Source organism: Mesorhizobium sp. M7A.F.Ca.CA.001.08.2.1 (assembly GCF_003998455.1).
Taxonomy (GTDB): Bacteria; Pseudomonadota; Alphaproteobacteria; order Rhizobiales; family Rhizobiaceae; genus Mesorhizobium; species Mesorhizobium ciceri.
On record NZ_RZPW01000478.1, the window covers coordinates 1 to 4,919 of the forward strand.

A 4,919-nucleotide genomic window follows, 5' to 3' on the forward strand; every position below is an offset into this window, starting at 1 on the left:
CGGCTACACCGCGCGTCATCTGACCTTCTTCGAGATGCTCGGCAACTTCTCCTTCGGCGACTATTTCAAGGAGCGCGCCATCGAGCTTGCCTGGAACTTGATCACCAGGGAATTCGGGCTGAGCAAGGACAAGCTGCTGGTCACCGTCTATCACACGGATGACGAGGCGGCCGGCTTCTGGAAGAAGATCGCCGGTTTTTCCGACGACCGCATCATTCGCATCGCGACCTCGGACAATTTCTGGGCGATGGGCGACACCGGACCCTGCGGGCCGTGCTCGGAGATCTTCATCGACCGCGGCGAGCACATCTGGGGCGGCCCTCCCGGCAGCCCGGAGGAGGATGGCGACCGTTTCCTGGAATTCTGGAACCTGGTGTTCATGCAGTATGAACAGGTGACGAAGGAGGAGCGCATCGACCTGCCGCGCCCCTCGATCGACACCGGCATGGGCCTGGAGCGCATGGCGTCCATCCTGCAAGGGGTGGAAAGCGTCTTCGAGACCGATCTGTTCCGTCACCTGATCGACGCGGCCTCGTCCGCGATCGGGCATGGTCCCGACAAGGAGACGGTCGCCTCCTACCGGGTCATTGCCGATCATCTGCGCTCGTCCTCCTTCCTGGTCGCCGATGGCGTGCTGCCCTCGAACGAAGGCAGGGGCTACGTCCTGCGCCGCATCATGCGCCGCGCCATGCGCCATGCACAGCTGCTCGGTGCCAACGAACCGCTGATGTGGAAGCTGGTGCCGGCGCTGGTGCGCGAAATGGGCCAGGCCTATCCGGAACTGCTGCGCGGCGAACAATTGATCACCGAGACGCTGAAGCTCGAGGAGACCAGGTTTCGCAAGACGCTGGTGCGCGGCCTCGGCCTGCTTTCCGAGGCGACCGAAACGCTGCATGCCGGCGACATGCTGGATGGCGAGACGGCCTTCAAGCTCTACGACACCTATGGCTTCCCGCTCGACCTGACGCAGGACGCACTGCGCCAGCGCAGCATCTCGGTCGATATTGCCGGCTTCACCAACGCGATGGAGCAGCAGAAGGCCGAGGCGCGCAAGCATTGGGCCGGGTCCGGCGACGCCGCCACCGAGACCATCTGGTTCTCGGTGCGCGAGAAGGCCGGCGCCACCGAGTTCCTCGGCTATGAGACTGAAGCTGCGGAAGGCATCATCCAGGCGCTTGTCCGGGACGGCAAGGCTGTCGACGGCGCCGGCAAGGGCGACGCGGTGGCGATCGTCGTCAACCAGACGCCGTTCTATGCCGAGTCCGGCGGCCAGATGGGCGACACCGGCGTCATCTCCGGCGAGGGGTTCTCGATCGAGGTTTCGGATACGCAGAAGAAGGCCGACGGGCTGTTCGTGCATATCGGCAAGGTGGCCAGCGGCACCGTCAAGACGGGCGCGGCTGTCGAGCTGAAGGTCGATCATGCAAGGCGCTCGAGGCTGCGCGCCAACCATTCCGCGACGCATCTGATCCATGAGGCGCTGCGCGAAGTGCTGGGCAGCCATGTCGCACAGAAGGGCTCGCTGGTCGCGCCCGAGCGCCTGCGCTTTGACATCTCGCACAACAAGCCGATTTCGGCCGAAGACCTCGAAGAGGTCGAGCGCATGGCCAACGAGATCGTCGTCCAGAACGGCCCGGTGACCACGCGCCTGATGTCGGTCGACGATGCCATCGCCGAGGGCGCCATGGCGCTGTTTGGCGAAAAGTACGGCGACGAAGTGCGCGTCGTGTCGATGGGCACCGGCCTGCACGGCGCCAAGGCGAACCGGCCCTATTCGGTCGAGCTCTGCGGTGGCACCCATGTCCGGGCGACCGGCGATATCGGCCTCGTGCGTGTCGTATCGGACAGCGCGGTCGCCGCCGGCGTGCGCCGCATCGAGGCATTGACGGGCGAAGCCGCGCGCAAACATCTCGACGAGCAGGACAGGCGTTTGAAGGCGACGGCAGCCGTGTTGAAGATTTCGCCGGCCGATGTACCGGCGCGCGTCGAGACGCTGCTCGAAGAGCGCAAGAAGCTCGAAAAGGAACTGACCGAAGCGCGCAAGAAGCTGGCATTGGGCGGCGGATCGTCTGCCGATGCTCCAGCCGCCAATGAGACGGTGGCCGGTGTCGGCTTTCTCGGCAAGACGGTCTCAGGTGTCTCACCGAAGGACCTGAAGCCGCTGGCCGATGCCGGCAAGACGTCGCTCGGCTCCGGCGTCGTCGTCTTCGTCGGCTCCGGTGAGGACAACAAGGCCAGCGTCGTCGTCGCCGTCACCGACGACCTCGTCGGCCGCTTCAGCGCCGTCGACCTTGTCCGAGTGGCCTCGGCGGCGCTCGGCGGGCAGGGCGGCGGCGGGCGGCCCGACATGGCCCAGGCTGGCGGCCCCGACGCTTCCAAGGCCGATGATGCGATTGCTGCGGTAAGGGCGGCACTCGAAGCGGCGTAGGCGAGTGGACTGAATTTAAAGCAACGGTTGGAGGGACAGCGGACGTCTCTTATCAGCCGATTTTTTCAGTCTGCACGAAGCTCGGCCGAGCCGCAATGCGCGCATACCAGTCCCGGATATCAGGGAACTCGGCCAGCAGATTTTGCCCCTCGGCGACCTTGACGAAATAGCCGATGATCGGTGCGGCATGCAGGTCGGCCAGCGTCAGCTGGTCGCCCAGCAGCCACGGTCCCGGCGCTTTCAGCGCGGACAGCGTCCGAAGCGCTTTGCTCGCCTGAGCAAGGCCGCCGGCGATCAACGCCTCATCCGGCTGAGCCTTCTCCAGCCGCTCGACGGCAACATCCCAGACCATCGATCTGTAGGCATAGGCATCGAGCATGCCGATGATCTGGTTCATGGTTGCGCGGCCACGAGGCTCCGTCGCTTGCAGCGCTGGCCCGTCGAACGCCTCGTCAACATATCTGGCAATCGCGCTCGTCTCGAACAGCCGGAATCCGTCATGCTCGAAGGCCGGGATGCGGCCGAACGGATGATGTTCGAAATACCAGGCGGGAATCCCGTCGGCGGCAAAGACATCGACTGGCACAAGCTCGTAGTCGATGCCTTTTTCCTCAAGCACGAGGCGGACGATGCGCACATAGACGCTATAGTCCGCCCCGTAGACGATGGGCTTGCCCATCTTGCTTACTTATCAGGCCATCGCCTTCTGCAGGTTCTCGTCGATCTTGTCGAGGAAACCGGTGGTCGACAGCCAAGGCTGGTCGGGGCCGATCAGCAGCGACAGGTCCTTGGTCATGAAGCCGGACTCGACCGTCTGGATGCAGACTTTTTCCAGCGTCTCGGCAAAGCGCTTCAACTCGGCATTGTCGTCGAGCTTGGCGCGATGGGTGAGGCCACGCGTCCAGGCGAAGATCGAGGCGATCGAATTGGTCGAGGTTTCCTCGCCCTTCTGATGCTGGCGGTAGTGGCGGGTGACGGTGCCGTGCGCGGCTTCCGCTTCCACGGTCTTGCCGTCCGGCGTCATCAGCACCGAGGTCATCAGGCCGAGTGAGCCGAAACCTTGCGCGACCGTGTCGGACTGCACGTCACCATCATAGTTCTTGCAGGCCCAGACATAGCCGCCCGACCATTTCAGGGCGGAGGCCACCATGTCGTCGATCAGGCGGTGCTCGTACCACAGCTTCTTCGACTTGAACTCGGCCTCGAATTCAGCCTCGTAGACCTCCTGGAAGATATCCTTGAAGCGGCCGTCATAGGCCTTGAGGATGGTGTTCTTGGTCGACAGATAGACCGGGTAGTTGCGCAGCAGGCCGTAGTTCAGCGAGGCGCGGGCGAACTCGCGGATGGACTCGTCGAGATTGTACATGGCCATGGCGACACCGGCGCCGGGCGCGTCGTATACATCGTGCTCGATCACCTGGCCGTCCTCGCCGACGAACTTGATGGTCAGCTTGCCCTTGCCGGGGAAGCGGAAATCGGTGGCGCGGTACTGGTCGCCGAAAGCATGACGGCCGACGATGATCGGCTTGGTCCAGCCGGGCACCAGGCGCGGCACGTTCTTCATGATGATCGGCTCGCGGAAGATGGTGCCGCCGAGGATGTTGCGGATGGTGCCGTTCGGCGACTTCCACATCTTCTTCAGCTTGAACTCCTCGACGCGCTGCTCGTCAGGCGTGATCGTCGCGCATTTCACGCCGACGCCGTATTTCTTGATGGCGTTGGCCGAATCGATGGTCACCTGGTCGTTGGTGGCGTCGCGATGCTCGATGCCGAGGTCGTAATATTCCAGCTTGAGGTCGAGATAAGGGTGGATCAGCTTGTCCTTGATGAACTGCCAGATGATGCGGGTCATCTCGTCGCCGTCGAGTTCGACGACCGGGTTCGCCACCTTGATCTTCGCCATGGAAAGAATGCCTCGTTGCTGGGATGTGGGACGGCCTTGCCCGCGTGGCGTTGGGCCGGGAGATGTCGCCCGTATATCAAAGCGCTTTTGGCCACGCAAACGGCGATCGGTCACGAATTGGAGGCCAGAGCCGTCGTCATTTGCGAATGCTTCATTTTCCCGGCCGAATATGGCAGGGGACGCTGAAATGCCGCAAACAGCAGTTCATTGACAATCATGCCCGTCACCAAAGATCCTGATAGCATTGCAGTCGCCGGCCCGGCGATCATCCTCGTCGAGCCTCAGCTTGGCGAGAACATCGGCATGGTCGCGCGCGCCATGGCCAATTTCGGTCTGTCGGAGCTGCGCCTCGTCAATCCGCGTGACGGTTGGCCGAGCGAGAAGGCACGTGCGGCGGCGAGCCGCGCCGATCATGTCATCGACGCCGTCACCGTCTTTGACGATCTGGCCTCGGCGCTCGCCGACCTGAACTTCGTCTTCGCCACCACGGCCAGGCAGCGCGACGGCTTCAAATCCGTGCGCGGGCCGGTGGAGGCGGGCAGGATGCTTCGGACCCGTCACGCAATGGGCCAGCGCACCGGCATCCTG

At 63.6% G+C, this 4,919-nt stretch carries 4 protein-coding genes; 2 read left to right on the top strand and 2 right to left on the bottom strand.

The window, feature by feature from the left end:
* Positions 1-2,428 (top strand): alanine--tRNA ligase (gene alaS, locus EN914_RS24145; protein WP_127389313.1); only part of this gene is annotated, 2,428 nt, incomplete at its 5' end.
* A gap of 52 nt (positions 2,429-2,480) precedes the next feature.
* Here the strand turns inward: alaS and EN914_RS24150 are convergent.
* On the bottom strand, positions 2,481-3,107 hold the full coding sequence (locus EN914_RS24150) for a glutathione S-transferase family protein (RefSeq protein WP_024504566.1): 627 nt from the start codon (positions 3,105-3,107) through the stop codon (positions 2,481-2,483).
* A gap of 12 nt (positions 3,108-3,119) precedes the next feature.
* Positions 3,120-4,331 (bottom strand): NADP-dependent isocitrate dehydrogenase, encoded by a 1,212-nt coding sequence (locus EN914_RS24155; protein ID WP_013532148.1) that lies wholly within the window; start codon positions 4,329-4,331, stop codon positions 3,120-3,122.
* Between the two features lie 216 nt (positions 4,332-4,547).
* On the opposite strand from EN914_RS24155, the gene EN914_RS24160 reads away from it, so the two are divergent.
* The coding region (locus EN914_RS24160) for an RNA methyltransferase (protein ID WP_281034669.1) at positions 4,548-4,919 on the top strand (372 nt) is incomplete at its 3' end.

What these genes read in the sequence shown, in the direction of transcription:
- EN914_RS24150 (WP_024504566.1), bottom strand. Translation starts at nt 3,107, where the DNA reads ATGGGCAAGCCCATCGTCTACGGGGCGGACTATAGCGTCTATGTGCGC.
- EN914_RS24155 (WP_013532148.1), bottom strand. Translation starts at nt 4,331, where the DNA reads ATGGCGAAGATCAAGGTGGCGAACCCGGTCGTCGAACTCGACGGCGAC.